8 protein-coding genes and 1 riboswitch are annotated in these 22,359 nt (G+C 65.3%); of the genes, 2 read left to right on the forward strand and 6 right to left on the reverse strand.

The genetic code is table 11. The features are described 5' to 3' along the window. Nucleotides 1-280 precede the first annotated feature (280 nt). Together gspD and AC066Y_RS01245 are read left to right on the forward strand one after the other, a co-directional pair. Nucleotides 281-2,659 (forward strand): type II secretion system secretin GspD, encoded by a 2,379-nt coding sequence (gspD, locus tag AC066Y_RS01240; protein ID WP_478272304.1) that lies wholly within the window; start codon nucleotides 281-283, stop codon nucleotides 2,657-2,659. Between the two features lie 76 nt (nucleotides 2,660-2,735). Further along, nucleotides 2,736-3,209, forward strand: coding sequence for a tetratricopeptide repeat protein (locus AC066Y_RS01245; RefSeq protein WP_478272568.1), 474 nt, complete (start codon nucleotides 2,736-2,738; stop codon nucleotides 3,207-3,209). Nucleotides 3,210-3,312: 103 nt separating this feature from the next. Here the strand turns inward: AC066Y_RS01245 and AC066Y_RS01250 are convergent, their stop codons facing one another. From AC066Y_RS01250 to AC066Y_RS01275, 6 genes are all read right to left on the reverse strand, one after another. Further along, nucleotides 3,313-15,516, reverse strand: coding sequence for a filamentous haemagglutinin family protein (locus AC066Y_RS01250; RefSeq protein WP_478272305.1), 12,204 nt, complete (start codon nucleotides 15,514-15,516; stop codon nucleotides 3,313-3,315). Nucleotides 15,517-15,712: 196 nt separating this feature from the next. Beyond that, complete coding sequence (locus AC066Y_RS01255; RefSeq protein WP_478272306.1) at nucleotides 15,713-16,693, reverse strand: FecR family protein; 981 nt, start codon at nucleotides 16,691-16,693, stop codon at nucleotides 15,713-15,715. A gap of 62 nt (nucleotides 16,694-16,755) precedes the next feature. Continuing rightward, nucleotides 16,756-17,298, reverse strand: a complete 543-nt coding sequence (locus tag AC066Y_RS01260) for an RNA polymerase sigma factor (protein WP_298368782.1) — start codon at nucleotides 17,296-17,298, stop codon at nucleotides 16,756-16,758. Next, on the reverse strand, nucleotides 17,295-17,915 hold the full coding sequence (locus tag AC066Y_RS01265; protein ID WP_478272307.1) for an STN domain-containing protein: 621 nt from the start codon (nucleotides 17,913-17,915) through the stop codon (nucleotides 17,295-17,297). The genes AC066Y_RS01260 and AC066Y_RS01265 overlap by 4 nt, the downstream gene beginning before the upstream one ends. A gap of 234 nt (nucleotides 17,916-18,149) precedes the next feature. Further along, the gene (locus AC066Y_RS01270; RefSeq protein ID WP_478272308.1) at nucleotides 18,150-19,634 is read right to left on the reverse strand and encodes a PepSY domain-containing protein; all 1,485 of its coding nucleotides are present in this window, start codon (nucleotides 19,632-19,634) and stop codon (nucleotides 18,150-18,152) included. 2 nt (nucleotides 19,635-19,636) lie between these two features. Then, entirely contained in the window at nucleotides 19,637-21,919 is a 2,283-nt protein-coding gene (locus AC066Y_RS01275) for a TonB-dependent receptor (RefSeq protein ID WP_478272309.1), read from the reverse strand. 106 nt (nucleotides 21,920-22,025) lie between these two features. Then, a riboswitch (cobalamin riboswitch) is annotated at nucleotides 22,026-22,221 on the reverse strand. Nucleotides 22,222-22,359 lie beyond the last annotated feature (138 nt).

Genomic DNA, 22,359 nt, shown 5'->3' on the forward strand with positions numbered 1-22,359 from the left:
CGCCGCCGCGTCGGCTCCCGGCAATTCTGCGGTTATCGATCCGAAGTGTGACAGCTGTGCGAAGTCACATCGTTCGCCTGGCTCAAGAAACCTTGACGTGGCATCGCGGCCACGGCGGCGCGCCGGCTGCGCAGATTTGGTGCGATGCGATGGTCAGGTCGCGAACGCCGATCATGTAACCAATTTATTTCTGTCATGTTCGATCGCTAAGAGTCCCAGCGGGGTAGGACCGATCGTCGCACGCCGTCGAAATTTCAGTTAGTCAGAGCGAAGGGCCTTCATGCAACGCGTAGGCACAGTGGGCCGCTGCCCGACGATCCGTGGCGGCCTGGCAGCCATTTTTGCCCTGACGTCGCTGGGGTTGCTGGCGTCCTGCAATTCCGCGACGGTCGGCGAGAGCGTGGACGCGTCCCAGGTCGACGTCACCGACAAGGTGCGATCGCTCGATCTCTTGCCGCGCCAGCCGCAACCAGTGAGCGGGCTGGCGGCGACGGGCGGCGGCCAGGGCGGCAGTGTCCGCGCGGCGATGTATGAGGGAAGCGAGGTAACCGGGGTCGCCGACGCGCGGCCGCAGCCGGCCTCGAACGGCAACGGCTTCGATCTGAATTTCGAGAGCACGCCGGTTGCGACCGTCGCCAAGGTCGTGCTCGGCGACATCCTGCATGTCGGATACACCATCGACCCGCGGGTACAGGGCACGGTGAGCCTGGTGTCGGTCCGACCGGTGCCGAAATCCGACATGGTCTTCGTGCTCGAAAACGCGCTTCGCCTGAGCGGCGTGGTGCTGCTGAAAGATACCGCGGGCTATCGCCTGACGCCGCTCGGCGACGCCGTCGGCGGCGGCCGCGTCGATGCCGCGGCGGCCAATCCCGAACCCGGATTCGGCATCTCGGTGGTCCCCCTGCAATATGTGTCGGCGCAGACCCTGCTGAAGCTGACCGACAGCTTCGCCACCAGGGCAGGCTCGATCCGCGCCGACACGACGCGCAATCTGCTTCTGATCCAGGGCACCGGCGCCGAGCGCCGCACCGCGGTCGACACCGTGCTCAGCTTCGACGTCGACTGGATGCGCGGCCAATCGGTCGGCATCTTCCCGATCTCGAGCGGCTCGCCCGCGCCCGTCATCGCCGAGCTGGAGAAGATCGTCGATTCCGGCGAGAACGGCCTCAGCCAGAACGTCATCAAGTTCATGCCGATCGCACGCCTCAACGCGGTGCTGGTGGTGACCAAGAAGCCGGACATGTTGCACACGGCGGCGACCTGGATCAAGCGCCTCGACCGCAACGACACCGCGCGCACCTCGGTCCATGTCTACCGCGTCAAATACGGCGATGCGCGCCAGATCGCGCGAGTTCTGACCGACATGTTCCTCGGCGGATCGTCCGGCAATTTGCTCGACAGCGCCGACAGCCAGCTCGCGCCCGGCTCCGGCACCTCGTCGACATCAAGCGTCGCCGACCGTCTGTCGGCGAACGGCAACTCGGGCTCGAACTCGGGCAGCTTTGCCTCGCGCGGCACCTCAGGGACAGGCGCAACGGGTCAGGGCCTCGGCCAGGGATTTGGCGCCGGCGGGCAAGCGAACAGTCCCAATCAGGGCCAGGGCAACAATGCCGCGCTGGATAGCGGACGCGGCGCTGGCTCGGGCTCTGGCAACGGCCAGCCCGTCATGCAGGACGTGCGGATCACGCCCGATGTCGTGAACAACAATCTCCTGATCTATGCCGACCAGGCCAACTACCGCATCATCGAGGCGACGCTGCAGCAGATCGACGAGCCGCAGCTCCAGGTCGCGATCGATGCGACGATCGCCGAGGTCACGCTCAACAACACTTTGTCCTATGGCGTGCAGACCTATCTTACCAGCCGGAACCTCGGCCTGAAGCCGAACACCGGCTCGATCCTCGGCACCCAGGCGACCACGGCGCCCGCGACCACCACGGACGCGACCACCGGGGCCGTCTCCGTCGCGGGCTCGGTCACCAATGCCTTCATCAACCGCGCCTTCCCGGGCTTCAACTTCCTGATCGGATCGGAGACGCAGCCGAGCCTGATCTTGGATGCGCTGCATGCCGTCACCAGCGTCAAGGTGCTCTCCAATCCGTCGCTGGTCGTGATCAACAACCAGGTCGCGACCCTGCAGGTTGGTGACGTCGTCCCGGTGTCGACCGGCAGCGCGACGGTGCTGACCGGGAGCAACACGGTGGTCAACACCATCGACTATCGCAACACCGGCATCATCCTGCGGGTCTCGCCGCGCGTCAGCGTGAACGGCACCGTGCGGCTCGATGTCGAGCAGGAGATCAGCAACGTTCCGCAGACCAGCGCGAACAGCCTGACCCCGACGGTGTCGGAGCGGAGGGTCAAGAGCCAGATCGCGGTCGCCAACGGCCAGACCGTGCTACTGGCGGGCCTGATCAGCGAACAGCAGAGCGGCAATCGCAATGCGCTTCCCGTGCTTGACCAGATTCCCGGCCTCGGCGATGCCTTCGGACATCAGAGCAACGGCACCCAGCGCACCGAGCTGATCATCTTCATTCGCCCGCAGATCATCCGCAACAGTTCCGACGCCCAGATGGTGGCCGAGGAGCTGCGATCGAAATTGCGCGGCAACATCGCAACGACATCGACCAATGCGCCGATCACCACCGCCTACCACTGAGCCGGGCCGCACGATGCGCCGCCTGCTCACGCAACGGACCGCCCTCTGCGCCTCGGTTGCGGTCGCGCTTTGGGGCATGACCGCGTCCGTCGCGAGCGCTGACAGCGTGGCGCGGGGAACGGCCGCCTTCCATCGCGGCGACTATGTCAGGGCGTCCCGGGAGCTCGCGCCGGCCGCCGACCGCGACAACCCAAGGGCCCTCGGCCTGCTCGGCTTCATGTATGAGCACGGCTTCGGCGTCCCGCAGGCCTATGATGCCGCTGCCGATCTCTACTATCGCGGCGCGGTGCAGGGCGATCCGTTCGCGCAAGCCATGCTCGGCCTGATGTACGACAAGGGCCACGGCGTTCCGAACGACTATGTGCTGGCCTACAAATGGCTCAATCTGGCGGCGGCCCGCACCGGCAGGCGGCAGCGCGACGCCTACCTCCGATTCCGCGATGCGGTTGCCTCAAAGCTCTCGAGGAATGAGATCGTCGCCGGTCAGCGGTTTGCCTTGGGATGGGTCCCCGGCCGGCCGGCGCCGGACATGCACCTGACGGTCAAGTAATCGCCGACCGCGTAAGCCGGGGCTGCGCATAAGGCGCTGCCGATTCCGGGAAAGCGACATTTGCATTGTGCTGTCGCTTTCCCCGGCCACGCCCCATCGCGCGTCACCTGTCGGACGAGCCCGTCGCATCGCCGAGCCCGATGACCTGGAAGGCGCTGTTCTCGTTGTAGCTGTGCTGATCTTGCACACGCCGCTTACGTCGCTTTTGTTCGTCCTCCGTGGGGTCATTCGGCGCGCCGCCATCACCGCCGCCATAGCCGAGCACTTCGACGATCACGACCGACGGCTGGTCGTTGTTCTTTGGCGGCGGCGCCGCGGCCTGCTGACTGGCGGCGGTGGTATTTGACGCTGATGTCAGCGCCCCGACCGGCGGCCCCTGCACCGTCGGAATGCCGGTCGAGGTGCCCTGCACCTGGATGTTGGCGGCGTTGACCACCTGCAGCGCGGCGAGATTGACGTTGCCCGACACACGGATGCCTGCTTCGCCCGCATCGATGGTGCCGAGCGGTGCGATCAGGTCGATATTGCCGGGCGGGACTTCCGGAATCGGATTGAGCGTCGCGATGCCCGCGCCCGTCGAGGGCACGGTCGGCGAGAGCGTGACAGCGCCGTAGTTGTCGTAGGTGCGCTTGGGCGGGGTGAAGATCGTCGTCGTCTTCGAGCCGCGGCCGGCGTTGATGTCGCCGGTCGCCGACCACGCCAGGATGTTGCCGCCGAACGTCGTCATGATGCGGCTCTGGCCAAGCAGCACGCTGCCGAGCGAATAGATATCGATATCGCCCTGCCCTTGCGTGATCAGGCCCGCACCGGCACCCGGCGTCACGCCTTCCACGCCGATGATCGTCTGCCCGCCCGGATTGAGGATCTGGATGCCACCGCCGGACTGGGTGTTGATCCCGGCGTCGCTGGTCACAGGAACGGTGGTGCCATTGACCGTCGTCGAGCCGGTGACGCTGCTGAACATCGTGATCTTGCCCGCATACGCCACCGGATCGCCTTGGGCATCGTGATCCGGGAACAGCGCGGCAATCGCCTGGCGACCGCGCAAATAGCTTCTGTGGCGGCTGCTGTCCTCGTTGTTGTACTCGCGGCCGCTTTCCCTTAATTCGGTGTAATAGACCTGCCGGACGAAGACGCCCTGCTGCTCGACCGGCAAGGTCAGGAAGAAAGCGAGCGCATCTGCCTTCGTGCCGGTGAATACGTAGGCCTGGCCGTCTTGCGAATAGTTCCGGCTCGGCGAGAACCGCTCGCGCAGCCAGTCGTAGAGTTCGTCAGCATAGGTCTTTGCCACCTTGCCGCTGCCGGCGAGCGGCGTGCCGTCACCGGGAAGCTGGTTGGCGGCGTTGAAATACAGCTTGGCAAAGTCGGTGTAGTCAGGGCCGCCGGCGCCGACACCGGCAACCGTGACGATGCCGGCACCGCCCGCGGTGTTGGACTGATTGACGATATCGCCCACGCTGAGCAGCGAGCCGTAATAGCCTTGGTACAGGTTGCGGCCGGCTTGCACTTGAAGCAGGCCAGGACCCAGAATATTGGCCGACTGAAAGAAGATGTCGCGGCCGGCCTGCATCAGCGAAATGTCGTTCGGTCCGGTGTTCAGGAACACACTGGGCACGGGACCGGTGCCGACGATATCGCGGCCGGCAATGACCTCGAAGGGCTTGGCAGCGATATACCAGGTGCTGTGGGTGGGGTAGAAATACTTGCCCCGATCGGGGTTCTCGGGCAGCGCCTGGCCGAGAGTGAGGTCGACGATGTCGATGCCCGCGTAGGCCAGGGCAGGCCGATCATCCGCTGCATGCAGATTGGAGACGAGCGTGTCCTCGCCGAAGGTGATTGGGCTGATGGGATTGATCCGATTTGCGGCATTCGCCCACGCGTTGCTGCTCCCGGAGCCGCCTGCGCCGGTCGAAAACACGGGATTGAACGGCGTCGCCAGCGTGCTCATGTCCGCACCCGACATCGCCACGACCTGGCTCGTCCCGAAGATTGACCCGGCAGCGAGCAGTTCAAGCTGGCCGAACGGCGACGGCATCAGTTCGATTGTCGACGCCCCGCCGCCGGGTCCAGGCTCCGTAAACCGTATGTCGCCGTTGGCGGCCGCGACGATCAGCGTTCCCGGGAAGAAACCTGTGCCGCTGGACGAGATTCCATTCAGTACGGCCGCATCACCGCCCGCGGCGTAAAGATTGATCGCGGTCGCCGGCGTCCACAATGTGAAGTTCGATTGCCCGCCGCTAAAGCGTGATGTGGTACCGTCCGCGTTGCGCATCGTGTACGCAATGCCATTCAGATCGACCGATGCCGCCATGCCGGCGTCACCCGCGCCGCCAAGCACGAGGTCGCCGCGCGTAACAATGCTGACACTGCCGTCACCCGGCACGACCAGTGGCCCCGGTGTCTTGAGCGAGCGCTTGAAGACGTTGGGATCAACGGCGCGCGGATCGTACGAAACCAGATAGGATGCCCAGGTGTTCGGGGCCAGTGCGCCGACGGACCCGGCACTGACGATGGTATCGCCACGCAGGTTGGTGAACGAGCCGAAATAGTCTGACGCCTGACCCTGACCGTCGGGCGTTGTCGGCACCACCGGATTGAGTCCGCCGCCGATCTTCACGACCAGATTGCCGCCACCGGTCTGCACCAGCGTGCCGTTCGGCAGAACACGGCCGGTCGAGGCGACCGCCAGATCAAGGGCGGTCGAGCCATTACCCGTCACGCCGGCATTGCCGCCCGCGATCACGGTCAGGTTGCCGCCACCGAGCGTGCCGATGCCCTGGAAGCCGATGAGCTGTTGGTTGTTGCTCCACGCGCCGGTCTTCGCGAGCGCGCCGAAATTGATCCACCACGCGACCGGGTCGGCAGAGGCGCCACCACCTTGCAGCCGGAGCCAGTTGGCGGTGACATTGGAGTCGACGTAGCGGGTGTTGTTGTCCGCGATCTGGATATTGCCGGTGATATTCCCTTGCGCGGTGAGCAGAAGATCGCCGCCATGCTCGGTGTACCATGCGTGTGAATTGCCGCTGCTGGCGACACCGACAAGATCGTAGGGATTGCTGCCGTCGGCCGCCAGGATCGGCGCCGCCTGCGTGCCGGCCGTATAGACGCCATAAGGCGTGGCCTCGCTGAAGCTTCCGCCGGCCGACAGGTCGAGGCTGCCGGTGCCGGTGCGGAGCACGCTGAAGAACGTGCCGTTGCGCGACGAATTGTAGGCCGGATCGTTCAGCGTCAGGTTACCGCGCCCGTTCAGCACCGACGTCGTCTGCAGCGCGCGCTGGTCGGCGGCGGCGAGATCCGCACCCGCGACGAGGCGGATCGATGCGGACAGCGAACCCGGCGCAAGCAGCATGGCCGCTGCCGACGAACCCGAACCGCCGGGGACGCCGGGGGTAACCACCGCTCCAATCGTCGGCAAATGACCTATTTCGAAGAACAGCCACCCAATCCCGCCTTCCGAAGTTCCGACATCCAGGATGGTACCAGCCGGAATAGTGGTCCCTGGGCCATATGAGTGACCAGCGGTATCGACATATGCGCCGTAAGAACTATTTAGACCCTGATAGAAATCATCATTTGGTATTGTCCAATCCGCGGTAAGCATTGCGTTGCCGGTATAACCGTAACTGGCGCTGCTCAGGCCTGTGTCGCTGGCTGACCAGAAAGAAGAAAGCGGATCTGTCGAAAGGTCGATCAGGCGATAGACCGGCGGTGTTCCTGGCGTCGACTTAAATCCATCCGAGATACTTCCCTTAACGGTCAAGTTGCCGCCGGCGCGGATCACGAGCGCCATCGGTTCGCCGGCGCCGTAGCTTGCGGAGGTCGCGTCGCGATTGGCGTTCGGCCCATAGCGGTAGCCTGCAAGATCGAGATCGCCTGACGTCGAGAGGTCGCCGCTCGAGGTGATCTGGACGCCCGGCCGCAGATGGTAGGCACTGCCGAAAGCGGACAGACCAGCGACGCGCGTCGCCAATCTCGCGTTACCCAATGCAGCGTTGATGAAGGCCGTGCTCGCAATGTCGTAGCCGTCGAGTGTCGTCTGGGTGATGGTGCTGCCGCCCGGCAGGTCGTAGGTCCAGAACGCGTTGAGCGCGATGCTGTAGGCGCCTTTGATGTTGAGCGGACCTGCTGCGTTGATCGCGATATCGCCCGAGGTCTCGCCGGTGCGCTGCGCGTTCAGCACCACGTCGCCATAGGCGATGCGGTTCGGCGTCGTGAGATCCATGGTCGCGCCTGACGACAGGGTGAGCACGCCGCCTGCCGCGGTCAACTCGATATGGCCGCGGTTCCTCGCCTCGATCGGCTGGCCGTAGCTGTCGACCTGCAGCACCGTGCCATGAGCATCGAGCACGCTGCTCGATGCGAGCGTCAAACCGTTGCCGGCCGAGAGCCGGATCGTGCCGGGCGCAACACCGGATGCATCGATGGTGCCGATGACGGCCAGGCTGCCGTTGTCGGTGGCGATCGTGACGTTGCTGGCCTTGACGCCGTCGCCGACGACAAGATCGCCATTCGTGATGTCGAAGCCGCGCGCATCGAAGAAGCCGCCCCGGGTCAAGAGCGCATTGAGCGCGGCGAAATCCGAGCTGGACAGCCGGCCGGCGGTGACGCTGAAATCGCCGCTCGCGTAGCCATTTGTTGCCGCCCCGTTGAGCGCACCGCCGAGCGTGACCGGTCCATTCGCCGCCGCGATGCTGATCGACCCGGCACCGGCGTTGGTCGCGGATACATCGATCACGGAGCCGGCAAGCTGCGTCAGGCCACCCTGCGCGCTGTTGAAGATCGCCGTGCCGCCGAACCCGTAGACGGTCGCCCGCTGGATCGTGGACGGTTGACCGCTGAGATCGATGCGGCTTGCACCGTCGAGCACGATATCTCCGGTCGCATTAACGACGAGCTTGCCGCTCGGCAGCAAGATCGTCGTGCCGATAGCAACGCTGCCACCGGTCAGGTCGATCTCGGCGCCGGCCACCGTCGACTTGGCGAGGCTCGGCGCAGCGCCCGCGGGCGCAACGACATCGAGCGCGCCGCCCGCTGAATAGGCCATGATCGACTTCTGCACGCCGGTCAGAAGCGGCGTCGTCAGCGTCAGGTTGCCGCCGCTGCCACTCTGGCCGAATACGGCGCCAGCATCGAAGCTCGGCGACTGATAGACGAACAGCTTGCCGTTGCCGGCCGAGACGATCCTGGAATTGCCGGTGATGTTGACGCTGCCGAAGCCGTAGATCACACGGCTCGCGGTCGAGGTATCGAGCGATGCGAACCGGCCGAAGTCGATCTCGTTGGCGACGAGATTAAGGATACCGGCTCCGGTGCCCGGCCCGCCTGCGGCGATGGCCGGCGGCGTCGCACCGCTGATGCCATTCCACGTGATCTTGTCGGCAGCGATGGTCGAGCTGTCGCCGGCGCCGCCGTAGCCATAGATCGCCGAGGTGTTCAGCACCAGGTTGACACCGCTGCCGGTGGCGTCGAGCCCGGCACCGTCGAACAGGTTGATCGAATTCGCCGCGGCAAGCGTGATCGTCTTCAACGCGGGCGCATTGTGCAAGGGATCACCATGGACCAACGTGTTGAACAGCGTCTGATCGAACAGCAAGCCGGCGGGTGCGCCGCTCGCCGCGATGGTCGCGGCGTCGCCGATGTTGATGGTGCCGACCGCGAGCGCGATGTTGCTCGATCCGAAATGGGCGGTCGGATCGATCGCGGAAGCGCCGTTTGTCACGAACGCCAGCGTCCCTTCGGAATAGAGCGACGAGCCGGCGCCGATCGTGATGGAGCCGTTGCCGACATTCGAGGGCAGGAAGTTGATGTTACCATTGGACAGCGCCAGCACAGTGAACTGGCTGACCGCATAGCTCATGCCGGTGGACACAGAATCGAACGGGACTGCGCCCTGTCCGATGGTACTGAGCGTCACGCCATTACCGACGTTGATATTGTTGCCGATAAAGAACATCTCCCCGGCGGAAAGGGAGACGCCATCGCGGATGAAAAGATCATGACCGTAGGGTTGATTAAGGAACAGCGTGCCATTCGAGACGAAGACGGTTCCGTTGACCAGGAGGCGCGGCGCCTTGAGCGCATTGAGATCGGCAGCGCCGACCGAGGGACCAGAAAAACCTTGGGTCGGCGCGTCAGCATAGATTTCACCGACATTCAGCAACGCCACCTGGCCGGTGCTCCCGCCCGGCGCGCCCTGAAACAGCGCCGTTCCGTCGAAGGTGAGCGCGGCTCCAATCGAGGTTGACCCCGGCATCTCGAACATGATCTGGAGCGTCTTGCCGTCGCTAGGCAGCAGCGGACGCACGCCGCCGAATTGCGCCACGTTGGCAAGCAGGAAATCGCTGTAATTCTGCTCGTTGAATTGCGAGTATTTGCGGACGGAGGTACCCGCGGTGATCAGCGCCGTGACCGGCAGGCTGCCCTTGACCGCGGTGTTGGCGACGCCGGTGGTGACCGAAGCGGCGTAGGTGCCATTGCCGATTGTGATGGGGTTGCCAACCGGCGTCGTGGTGCTGGCCCCGAGCTCCACGCGGTATGCGCCGGGCAGCAGCGCGTAATTGGACGGCAACAGCGTATACGTCCCGGCCGGCAGCCCTGGGACGCCGGCTGGCACGGTGATCTGCTGGCCAATCGCGGGATCACCGGCGCCGTTTTCGGGTGCGATCGGCGCGTAACCTGAACCGTAGCCGGGGAGGATGGCGTAGACCTTGTCACTCGCCTTGCTGACGGGGGTAGCGGGGTTGGCGTTGACGAGCGGCGTATTGATCACATTGACCGAGCCGCCGCGTCCGGAGACGAAGCCCGCGCCGGCGAGGGTGCCACCGCCCGACATATCCAGGATCGCGCCGCTCGCGACGCTGATCGACTGCCCATCCAGAATGATGCCGGACTGCGACCCGTTACTGTTGAAATTGGTCAGGCTGATCGCACGAACAGCGCTGCCGTTGTACGTGTAGGTGACGCCGTCGATCGTGCCGCCATAGGGGATGGTCAGGCCAGCCATCGAGACGGAAGTTACGCTGCCGGGCAAAACATCAATATGCGGTGTGTAGACCGGCCAGCCCAGGCCGAAGGTCAAAAGCCCGAGCGGCGCGCGGACGATGCCGCCCTGCTCGATCACCGGCGCTTGGAACGCGAGCTGGCCGAACGCGGAGAACGGTGTATCCGGAATGGTGGCGGTGGTGCGTCCGATAGTGAGCGTCGTCGTGGGATCGGAATTTCCACTGCCAGCGATGACTGTGGCAACGGAGTTGGTCGCGGGATAGATCTGTGTGGCAAGAAGATCGAGATTTCCGCTGGTCGACAGCTGGGTCGCGACCACCCCGGGCATCGACAGGAAGCGGATGTCGCCCTGGCTGACCAGCTTGGTGGTCAGGAATCCCGGCGCGTACATGTTGTTCGGCGAACGCGCCGAAAATCCGATGAGGCCCTGGATGTCGATCTGGTTCGCGTCAGCCTCGAACGTCGCCGTGGTCGGCAAGGCCGCGCCGCCGGGATTGCGGATGCTGCCGCTGACGGTCCCATCGGGGACATTGGCCGTCGCTTCACGAAACAGGATGTAGGGCGCTGACACCTTCACGCTGCCAGCCGTGGTCGGCATCGAGGGATCGACCGGTCCAGTCACCGGAGCTCCCGACGTGAACGCTGCCGCGGTCAGCGTCAGGCTGCGGCCCAGCGCCAGCGAGACGTTGGCGGAGAACTGCATGTAGTCGCCGGAGGTGAGCGTCAGGCTGTCGAACCCACCGGCCTTCACCATGTCGGCGCTCACCGTGGCCTGACCGAACGCAAGATGCGACGCGCCCATGCCCGGGGCGATATCGTCCGGCAGCGCGGAGTCCTGACGCGCCTGCACCACGGTCATCAGGCTTGGAACGATCACGTTGGCCGGCGCCTGGCCGTTGGGGAAGGAATTCCCGTCGAAGGTCGGCGTGGTGAGCGCGATCGAGAGGCTGCCACCGGAAGCATTGCCTCCGCCGGAGAAGGCGTGGATGTCGCCATCGAGATAGAGCCCGCTCTGCGACGCCAGCGTGATGGCGCCGCCATTCGTTGTTATCGCTTGCGGCCGGCTCGACGCTGCGGCACCGGCGGCCGCGAGATCGATTGCGACCTGCGTGCCGTCGGCATTGAGTTCGGCGCCGGGGCGCACGATCACGAAGGCACCCCCGCCGTTGATGGTGATGGAGCCGCCGTCGGTCGCCCGACCGAAAGCACGCCCGGATAGATCGGACGCCTGGTACGCCAGACCCGAGACGTCGAGCTTGGCGGCAGAACCGACCCAGACCGACACGCCGCGGCCATTGCCGTTCAGATCGAAGTTGCGCGCCGCCTCGGCCGTCGAACCGTAGGCATCGTTGACCAGATTGATGCTGCCGCCATGCGCGGTGAGACTGCCGAACACATTGATCTGACCGAACGCGTCGAGCGTGATGCTCTGGCCCGGATCGACGCTGACCGAAGCGCCGTCACCAATCACGATCGCCCCCCCGCTCACGAGCGGACCGCTGCCGGACTTGATGAGCGAGCGCAGCGCGAGACTCGCGCCGCCGCGCTGGGCGATCGTGGCCTTGACCGGATCCGCGGTGAATAGCGGCGGCGTCCACAGCGTCAACGCCGACGACGGGTCGCTGCCGGCAGCTACCGCATAGCTGTTCGCCGTGAACCGGTAGACCGGCATCGCGGGCGCGATCACGGTGTTGCTGGCCACCACAACACCCAGGCCGCCATTAATATCGTAATTCGAGAAGCCGGCGGTGAAGAATGAGGGATTGAGCGCCGGCGCCGGCGTGATCTCGACCGTCTGTGGCAGCACCACGCCGGCTGGAATAACGGCTCCGACCGGATAAGTCATCGGCGTGGATTGAATTGAACCTGCGGCGTATTTGACTTGATAGGGTGCGACTGGAATGCCGTTCGGGAAGACATTGGATGGAATGACGGTTCCCGCTGGAATGCGACCCGTGCCGCTCCAGCCAGTGATCAACGTGCCGGCCGGGATCACACTGCCCGAGCCCCAATATTGCGTCTGGCCATTGGCGTCCCGGCTCTGCAGGCCGTCCATGCCTTGCGGTATGGTCCAATCCGCACCAGTCGGCGCGGTCGGCGCGGCGGATATCGTGACATCCGCCGGTATCGGCGCGTCGTACACCAGCGTGGTGAAGTTCAGCGTCAGCGCCGTCGGCAGAGGCTGGCCTGCGGGAATCGTGAACGATTGCTTGAGCTTCACCGCAGCCGGCGCCGGCATGCCGGCGGGCAGAATGCCACCGGCCAGTTCGGCATTCTCGCCGATCAGGATGTTGCCGGGCGTCGAGATCGTCAGCGTGCCCCCGCCCGTGACGCCCCAGGCGCGGATCGTCCCGTCGAGAACGAGATTTCCATTGCCCGGCGTTCCGGCATCCTGCTGGGCATTGCCCGCGATAATCGTGACGTTGCCACCCTTGCCGCCTTGCGTCTTGCCGTTGGCAAGAACGGCTCCGCCGGAGGACACGTCGATCACGCTGCCGGCCGCGAGCGTGACATTCTGAAGGGAATTGAACGTGACGTTGCCACCGTCGAGGAAGCCGAGGCCCGACGCGCTGTTCGGATTCGTCAGTGCGTTGACCCACAGGCCGCGCATATCGATGACGGCGCCGGACTCCAGCGTCAGCGCCGCGCCTCCAGCCGCGTTCGTCAGCGTGACGGTGCCGTTTGCACCGTTGAGAATGTTGCTGATCGTGACGCTGCCGGACCGCGCAGTGATGCCGGCCGCGACATCGACAGTCGGAGCGATCAGCTTGACCTGCGCGCCCGATGAGAATTGCAGCGGCGCATCGATCGCGATCTTGCTGGCCGTGTTGATGTTGAGGCCGCCGAGGCCAAAACTGTTGAGCGTCGGTGCGTCGAAATAGGCCGTGTTGACGCGACCGGCCGGCAGCGCCGAGGTCGGGTCCAGGCCGCCGGCGACCGGCGCAACGTTGCCGAACGACACATCGGTGGTGTAGGCGCCGGCAAGGCCATAGCTGTCATACCGCCCGAGTGCCAGCGTGCCGGCGAGCGGCACGCTGTTCTGCGTCAGCTTGTAGCTGTCGGTGACGCCGGCCGGACGCTTGGTGACCTGCTGCTCGCCATCGATCACATTGGCGAGGATCGCGCCCTCGAACACCGAGGTCGGGGTCGCGAGTACGAGACTGCCGGCGTCGCGGCCCACAGTGTAGCCGTTCTCCCAGCGCGAGCTGCCTTTGCCGAATGGGCTGAGATAGACCTCGACGACGTTCCAGTGCGCGTGATTGACGATGAAGCCGTTTGCCACCGCGACATAGGTCAGGTTGGCCGGAGCATCGTCGGCGCTGTAGATGCGGCCGTCATTACCGAGCAGCAGCGTCTGCCGCACGTAGCCGCTTTGATACTGTACCGCTCCGCCGGAGATGTTGAAGATCGAGCCGCGCTGCGCCACCACCTCCGGCGCCGACAGGGTGATGGTGCCGCCCACCGCGGTCCATTCGCCGATCTTGTGGCCGGTGTTGTTGAGATAGCCCGAGACCTCGAGCAACCCGCCCGCGGTGTAGTAACGGTCCGTCGCATAGCCGCCGGTGCCGGCCGGCACCAGCGTCAGATCGCGGGCGTCGATCCACATGTTGCTGTTGATGAGCGTGCCGCTGTCGCGGTTCTGCGGGCTGTCGCGCAGCTCGTTGCCCTGAACGTTGACCTTGATCGAATTGGCCGACACCGGCAGCACGGTGCCGGTGGTGCCGGAGACGTCGATGACCGATCCGCTTTCGGCGAACACGCGCTTGCCGGCTGCGGCCGTCACCTGGCCGCCCTGCGCCATGGTCAGCGAGCCGTTCCTGAAATCGATGGTGCCGCCGGTGACGATCTCGATGCGCGACTGATCGGGCCGATCGGACAGCGTCGCGAGATTGTCGAACTGGCCGGTCGCCAGCAGGTTCGGCTTGGCCGAGGCGATGAGGGCATCGCGCTGCGAATTGAGCGCGGTCACGCTCGGATCGATGCCGGACACCAGCGCGGCCGCAGTATCGGTCTCCGGCAGGATCAGGCTGATACCGTTACCGGTCAGCGTGACGCTACCGGTGGCGTCGGACGCCGAATTGAGCAGATGGATGGTGCCGCGCTGATTGACCGAGGTGGTGGAGAGCAGGATGCCATCCTGGGTGACGGCATGGCCGGCGAGCGTGATATCGCCCTGCTGGGCGAGGACGAGACCTGTGTTGGTGACGGTCCCGCTGCCGCTCCCGGGATAGAGCACCGGCGCGATCTCGTTGCCGCGCGTGGTCGAGTTCTGGTTGGTGTTGGTGCCGTAACCGGCACGCAGGATGAAATCGTCGCCGGCCGCGAACTGGGTCTGCCCCTTCGGCGTGGTGATGGCGCCGGCATTGTCGACCTCGGTGCCCATCAACAGCACGAAGCCGCCGCCCGCCGTGACCGAGGACGGCGCATTGGTGGTGATCAGCGCGCCGCTCTCGACCACGATCTTGCCGCCGGCGCCGGTAAAGCTCGGCAGATAATTGGTGCCGCTCTGCGCAGAATAGATGCCGTTGGCAAGGAATTGGCTGTCGGCGATATTGGCGGTTGATGCGATCAGCGAGCCGACGTTGATCTGGCTCGCGCCGCCGAAGATGATGCCGTTCTGGTTGATCACCAGCACCTGCCCCGGCGCGGTGATGCGGCCGAGGATCTGGCTCGGTCCGGCATTGCCCACCACGCGATTGAGCGCGGTCCAGTTGCTGGCCTGCTGGTTGAAATTGAGGGTGGTCTGGCTGCCGACGTTGAAGCTCTGCCAGTTGAGGATCGCCTGCGGCGCGGTCTGATTGACCGTGACCGTGGTCTGGCCACCGCTTGCGGCCTGGCTCGGCAGGGCCGCACCTTGCCAAAGGCTCGAGCCGGGCACAGCGCCCGGCGCAACCTGAAGGCCGCCCGGCGCGAGGCCGTTCGGCACCGCCACCTGCGGCAACGTGGCCGATCGCTGCGAGGCGGCGGCTGCACTGCGTGCGGCGGACTGCGCGGCCTGCAACGCCTGGATGGCCTGGGTCGCCCGCGTCAGCGCGCCCTGGCTTTGCCTCGCGACGTCGGTGGCCTGCTGGGCCGCGGCAGCTGCGGCATCGCTGGCGATCGCCGGCGCCGAGCTTGTCGTCGCGAAATTGCCGAATGGACGCGCGGATGCGCCCTCAAGCCCGCTCAGCAACAGCGCCAGCGTGCTTGTGCCCGCGAGCAGCATCGAGCGGGATGCCCATCCGATCCGCTGCCGCGACGGAAGCGGCGTGACCCGACGCGGATCGAGGCGAGGACGGCGGGCAACGCGCTGACGAGACGGCATAGGATGTCCCCTGGGAACAACGGACGGAAAGATGCGCAGATCGGATCCGCGCAAGTGCTCGTCACACGGCTTGACCGTATGCCAGGCTTCTCGTCCTCAAGGACGCCATTTGATCGGCGGGACCGAACGACAAAATCGCGGGCTGCCTCACAATTCCTGCGCAGACATGATGCGCGCTTTCATGGCTCGCTCGACATCAACTCAGCAGCACGATGCCGCCGGGCAGATGTCGCGCCTTCGCGCCGAAGATTTGCTGGAACATGGTCAGGATACCATCGACATTGTCGATGCGGAACCGGCCGTTGACGAGACGGCGTTCCAATTCCGCGTTCGTCACCATGACCTTGCCCGACCGGTAACGGTTGATTTCCGTCACGACGTTGCCGAGCGGAGCGTCATGAAAGATCAGCATTCCGTCGCGCCAGGCTGTCACCTCGGCGGGATCGACCGGCATGGGCACCGCGAGACCAAGCGCTGCATAGCTGACCTGTTGCCCCGCGCGCAGCGCCGCGACGGAACTGTGACGGGTGACGCGGACCTCGCCATCGAGGCACGTCACGCAGGTGCCGCGCGGCTCATGACGGACGTTGAACTGCGCCTGACGCGCACTTATCTCGCCGTCGCCGGCAACCACGCGCACCTCGCGGCTCGCGGAGGCCGCCGCGATCACGGCCTCCCCGGTCAGGATCTCGATGCGATCCTGGCTGCTGTCGCCCGACTGAACATTGACGCTGGTTCCGGTGTTCAGCGTCACCTTGACGCCGCCATCGATCGTGAGCTTGCGCTGCTCGCCGGCGGCGGTGCGATAATCCGCCATCACATCCTGCAGCGATGGCCACAGCTGCAGCGGTGGCGACACCACGAGATAGGCGGCGGCCGACGTCGCCAGCGCGCCTCCGAGCATCGCCCGCCGCGTCATGCGCGGCTGCCGCCGGACGTCCGCCAGCATGGAATCGCCACGCCGCTTCAACAGGTTGGCGCCGGCCGGGCCGAGCTGATCCCAGAGCAGGCTGGCCTGCGCCAGCGCCTCCGAATGGGCGCTGCTCTGGCTTCCCCAGTGCCTGGTTTCCTCGATGTCCCGCCGGGTGGCCTGACCCGAACCAAGCCGCTGGACGCGCGCCAGCGCCTCGCTCTCGATCGCGGTCAGTTCCTCCGACGGTTCGTCGCTACGTGTCATCGATCGGGCGTTTCCCTTGGCAGCACGTCCATCCAAATACGCAACACTCTGACGCTCTCCTATCAGGACGTTTCCCGCGGCGCCGGACCGAAACGCCTTGTGACCTTTTTATTAAACCGCCTGGCGCAATGCTCGAGCGCGGCTTTCAGCTCAAGCTCCACCAAACGCTGCGAAACGCCGAGGCGCGCGGCGATTTCCCGGAGCGGCGTGCCTTCCAGGCGGGATGCGAGCAGGATCGTCCGGCGGCGCGGGGTGAGCTCCTCAAGCACCTGCTCCAGATGCGCAATCTGCTCTCGCGATTCGACCTCGCGTTCCGGTCCGGGCGCCGCGTCGGCGATCTCGAGCATCGGCTGCACCTCGAACCGCTTGATGCGGCGCGTCTCCTGGCGCTCCCGGCTGATCGCAAGATTGAGCGCACTGCGCAGCAGATAGCCGATCGGGCTGTCCACCACGCCCGGGCCGTTCTTGTCGCGAAGGTGCAGCCACGTCTCGTGAAGCGTCTCGCGCGCTCTTTCGTCGCCGAGACGCCGCGCCAAGCGGCGGCGAAGCTCGTCGTAGCGCTCGACGAGCACCTGCCGAAGCGTGGTCGAAGTGGTTTCCGTCATCGCGCGACCAGTCCCGGGCGCCTCGGGTCACGCGCGGCACAGTCGCCGGTCTCGGAAGGCGGCCGCGGCGAAACCGCCATCATGACAGGCTGCGGCATGTCCGGAGGCGGCGGCCGGCCGATCACAACAGCACGCAACAGGGCGGCGATCGCCTGGTCACGCGCGCTGTCATCGGTCGAGCCGAGCAGCTGGGGCTGCAGCACCTCGCCGGCATGCCCGATCCAGAACTTGAACTTGATCCGATAGCCGCCCGGCGCGGTCAGCGCGGACCGGCAGAATGCCTCCTCGACGCTGCTCTGGACGGCCGCAAGATACGGCATGAAGCCACGCATCGACGCCGTCTGCGGCGCGGTGGCCGCAGGCACAATCGTGAAGGCGTTGGCCGCGGCATAGACCGCGACCAGACCGGTTCCTTCGAGCAGGAGCTGCAACGCCATGTCGGGCGTCATCGATCCCTTGACGGCCTGCGCGCGGCGTCCCCCGGCCAGTGTGGCGTCGTAAACGACTTGAAGACCGGTGGCCGCGCTGTAAGCATCGAGCGCGGAGACCAGAGGCTGGCTGCCAATATCGAAGTCGACCGTTGCCGGCGTCCGAACTGATTCAAGGCTTGCGGCCATCGTTACCGTCTGGATATTCCCGGCAACGAGAGTGCCTATGACCAGGCCAAGAAAGCGCTGCCACATCCGATCATGCTTCGAGCGCAGCCCGATCTTCCGACCCATTGAACAAAGTGCATGAGGCGCCGCCGTGATCCTCAAGCCCAGCCGAACAGCACGATCTATCGGTGATCGATAGAGCTGTTCGTCAAACCCCGCGGCAGGCGCAACATAGAAACAGATTGTGACAATCTGCTAACAAGGGCGGAGACCTCGCGCCGGCCGCACCTTGCGCCGCCGCAGCCGGCGCCAGCCGATCACGATACCGCTGATCGAGACGATGGTGCCGACCGCCGACAGCAGCCAGACCACGATGTCGCGCGCCGGCGAGATGCGCAGCAGCAGCGGGAAGTCCAGGCTGTGCAGCGCGTTGAACAGCCAGCGATAGGACCGGCGGCTGTCGTCGCTGCGGTCGAGGATCTCGGCGGTGACCGGAGAAATGTGCAGCCAGGTGTGGGCGGGATCGTCGAAGCCGATCCGCAGCACGGGAAGCTCGCGCGCTTGGTGCAGCGTGTACCAGTAGGCGTCCGGTTCATCGAGCTGTCGCGCCGATATCATCGCAGCTCCCGGCATCGCGCGCCGGGCGGCCGCGATGATCTCATCCTGCGAAAGCGTCACGGGCGCGCCGGTCACGGGATCCGCGAGGCTACGACGGCCGCCGCTAGCGTCGAGCACCATCAGCCGGCGTCCGCCGATCCAGACGAAGCGCGCCTCCACCGCCGACGCCTGCGGCGGTGACTGCAAGCGAGCGACGATATCGGGTGCATCATGGCTGCTGTAGCCGACCGCGATCTCGCGCGTGAGGCCACGGCCGGAGAATGCACCGCCGGGATTGAGCGACAGCCAGCCGCTGAACATCCAGGTGAAGGCGAAGATGCCGCCGACGAGGCCGGCGATGTGATGCCAGGCCATCCAGCCGCGATAGGGCGAGACGGCGCCATCAGCGTAACGGCGCGTCAGCCGCAGGCGCAGAATGCCGATCCAGAAGCCGGTGACGGCGACGACGAGGCAGATGCCCGAGATCCACAGCACCACGTCCCGCCACAACGGGCCGTCCTTGCGCAACACGGTCGGATAGATCCAGTGCGGGATCGAGCCGAGCCAATTCCAGACGCGCTCTCGCCGCGTGGTGTCGAGCGCGATCTCGCCGCTGCGCGACGAGACATAAAGTTGGGTGCCATCGGCGTCGCCGAGGCCGATCAAATGGAGCGGCCGCAACGGATCGAAGCGCGCGGTGACCGACCATTGGTCGCGCGTCACCGTATCGAGCAGTTCCGGCCGCACGGCGCGCGGATGATGCCGGGCAATGGCAAGCGCCTGGTCCGGCGTGATCCGGTCGATCGTGCTGCCGTCGATGGCCGAAATAGTGACCGCGCCTCCCTTCCATCCAGTCACGCGATAGACCGGAACATCGTCCAGCATCGAGAGCCGGAGATCGCGCGGGTAATGCTCCGCGCCCGCGATCGCCATCGCGCGATCAGGAGCGACCTGCACCTTGCTCCAAACGATGCCAGGGAGCGCGGAGAGGCGCTCGTCGTCAGTGAGGCGCGGAAACGCCACGTACATCATGACGAGGCCGGAGATGAACCACATCGCGAAGAACAGACACGTCGCAATGCCGATCCAGCGATGGACGACATAGAGCCATCGCCGCGCTCGCCGGATCAGAGCGTTGCGCATGGTCAGAACTTCACGTTGGCGGACAATTCGGCGGTGCGCGGCATGCCGAGCAGCCACTGCCCCGTCCCGTTCGAGGTCACCGCGTAGACCTTGTCGAACAGATTGTAGACCCTGAACGCGACCGTGGTGCGGTCATCCGGCTTCCACCTGATGCCGCCATTGACGACGTTGTAACCCGGCCGCAACTGGGTGTTGGCGAGATCGGAGTACATCGCACCGACGATCTGCACGCCGCCATAGACCGACCAGTTCGGCGCGAAGTCCCAGGTCAGCCAGACGTTCGAGACCTGCTGCGGCACGTTGACCGGGACATTGCCGTTGTAGCTGACGACCTTGCCGCCGACCACCTGGCTGTTGTTGTCGTATCTGGCACGCAGCAGCGCAAGATTGGCGTCGACGCGCCAGCCATCGTTCAGCGCGAGCCCGATCGTTCCTTCGACCCCGCGGGATGATTGCTGGCCGATCTGCAGTGCCAGGCCGGCGGTGGGATTGCTGGGATCGGGAATGGTCAGGCCGGTCTTGACGATCTCGTACCCTGCCAGCGTCCACTCGCCGCGGCCGCCCCAGAACGACTGCTTGACGCCGATTTCGGTCTGCTTGCCGGTCGCGAGCTGGAAGGTTTTCTGCGAGGTCGACAGCGAGATCAGGTTGCTGACCGGATCGACGCCGACCGCATACTGGCCGTAGAACGCGAGGTTCTTGATCGGCTCGTACACCAACCCGGTTCGCCAGCTGGTGCCCGACAGCGTGGTTTCAAAACTGTTCGCCGGCGTCTTGTAGTCGGTGCGATCGACCTCGGGACGATCGTACCGGACGCCGGTGACGAGCGACAATTGATCGGTCAGCGACAGGCGATCTTCGGCGAACAGCGCGTATTGATTGACGATCGCGTTGAAGCCCGGCGTCGTCGCCGTGGTCGTCGCGAAGAACGATCCGGGATCGAACACGTAAGGATTGACCGACGACGCGCCGCCATAGGGCGAATTGTTGGTGTGGGTGAAGTCGATCCGGTTGACGTCGAACCCGGCGACGAACTGGTTCGCGAGCCCGAGGACTTGACCGCTGAAGGTCGCATCCATCCGGTTGCCGAGCTGCTTCTGGTCGTGGAAGATCTCGATGTAGCTGGAGCGGTCGATCAGCTGGGTCTTCGGGTTCCAGGTGTAGTTTTCGATGTCGCGCCAGTGCCGCTCGCTGGTCAGATAATACAGCGTGTTGTTGATCTTGATGCCGTCGGCGACGTCCCACTCGGTCTTGAACTGGGTCCAGCTGTCCTGATAGCGGATCGCGCTGTCTGATGCGTTGTAGTTCTTGAAACGCAATGCATCCTGGATCGACCCGTTGATCAGCGGCGTACCGAAATAGCGCGACGGGCTGCGGTCGCCGTAATCCTCGGACAGTGTGAAGGCGAGATTGTCCGATGCCTGCACGCGCACGGCGGCGGAGACCACCGCATTCGAGGTCTTGTCGCGATCGACCCAGCCGTCCGACATGTTGCCGGTGGCGTTGATGCGGTAGGACACATTGGGATTGATCGGACCGGTGCTGTCGACCGAGAGCCGCCGCGTCATGTTGCTGTCGAGCGAGACCTCGGCCTCGTTATAAGGCGTGCCCTGCGGCTTCTTCGGAACGACGTTGATGACGCCGCCGATCGCGCCCTCGCCGTACAGCACCGAGGCCGGACCGCGCAGCACTTCAACGCGTTGCGTCGACCAGGTGTCGTAGGGGAACGTCAGGGTGCCAGAGCCGATATAGAAGCGCGTGCCGTCGTATAGCGTCATCACCGAGTTGCTGCCGGCAAAGCCGCGGGTGCTGAACGACAGGCCGCCATTGCCGGGCGCCGGCGTTGCGATGAACCCGGCCGCGTTCTGGGTGACGGCATCGAGCACATTGTGCTGGCCGCGTTCGGCGATGGTTTGCGCCGTGATGATCTCGACGCTGGCCGGCGTCTGCAGCGGCGTCAGGTTGAGACGACTGCCGGTACCTCCCTGCGTGGTGGCGTTGAGCGTCGGCGATACCGATCCCGATGCACCTGACGCCGCGGCGCGCGGCGCGCCAGCGGTTGCCGCCGCCGTTGCAGGTCTGGCGCGCGGCCGCGACGACGTCGCCGAGTTGCGGCTTCGCGCCGCGGGCTTGGGCTTTGTGGATGTCGAGGGTGCGACCTCGATCGGATCGAGCGTCGTGGGTGGAGATGTTTGTGCCGAACCTTCAGCCGGCAGCAGCAGCGATGACAGGGAGCAAACGAGACCGAGGCGCCATTTGCGCGCAGCGGGAGAGGACGGAGACATGAAAGGACTCGCGGTAACGTGGCACGTCACCGCGAACGCGGACTGGCGCATTGCCCCAAAGGCAGTGCTCCGATCCCACCAGGACGCCCCCGCCCGATGTGCTCGCGTGTGACCACGACTGACGGCAGGTCTCCTGGCTCACGGGTCATCGCCTGTCGACGCCTTCCCGGGCGGAGTGGCCCAGTGGCAAATTGACGAAAGGCTCGCCGTTTACAGTTGCGGGGACAGCTGCGGCATTGGGGTTACCCTCGCACCGCATTCCCTTTTGATCCCCGAAGGGAACCGTCGGCCGAAACGATAGGTGGTGCGGGATGGGCTGTCAATTCGATGCGATTGTCGCACACATGCTTTGCGGGATGATGCTGCTGCGATGACACAGCGACAGCGCGGGCCGACGCGAGGATTCTCTATTCCGTCATCCTGAGGTGCGAGCCTTGCGG

This window comes from Bradyrhizobium sp. USDA3010 (assembly GCF_056429065.1).